Genomic DNA, 603 nt, shown 5'->3' on the forward strand with positions numbered 1-603 from the left:
AGGGTGAGTCGAACACAGCCTCGTCCAAGTGGCTGCTCGAACACCTGCTGGAACAAGAGCACACAGATCGCGCCATGCGCTCGGTGAGCCACCAGATGAACATGGCCAAGCTGCCGATGCACCGCGATCTGGCCAGCTTCGATTTCAACGCCTCTAGCGCCGACGCACGCCTGATCAGCGAGCTGGCCAGCCTGGCCTTTACCGACACCGCGCAGAACGTGGTGCTGATCGGTGGGCCAGGCACCGGTAAAACCCACCTAGCCACCGCGCTGGCCGTGTCCGGCATCACCCGGCACGGTAAGCGCGTGCGCTTCTACTCCACGGTCGATCTGGTCAATCTGCTGGAGCGCGAAAAACACGACGGCAAAGCCGGGCGGATCGCCCAGGCACTGCTGCGCATGGATCTGGTCATCCTCGACGAACTGGGTTATCTGCCGTTCAGCCAGGCTGGCGGTGCGTTGCTGTTTCACCTGCTGTCCAAGCTGTACGAACACACCAGCGTGGTGATCACCACCAACCTGAGCTTCGCCGAATGGTCGAGCGTGTTCGGCGACGCCAAGATGACCACCGCCCTGCTGGATCGGCTGACCCACCACTGCCACA

1 protein-coding gene is annotated in these 603 nt (G+C 62.5%); it reads left to right on the plus strand.

Features of this window, described 5'->3' with window-relative positions; translation table 11 throughout:
• On the plus strand, positions 1-603 hold a 603-nt coding region (gene istB / locus L6D77_RS27055; protein ID WP_236170230.1), incomplete at both ends, for an IS21-like element ISPst3 family helper ATPase IstB.

Origin of the sequence: Pseudomonas parasichuanensis (genome assembly GCF_021601385.1) — a bacterium.
Taxonomy (GTDB): domain Bacteria; phylum Pseudomonadota; class Gammaproteobacteria; order Pseudomonadales; family Pseudomonadaceae; genus Aquipseudomonas; species Aquipseudomonas parasichuanensis.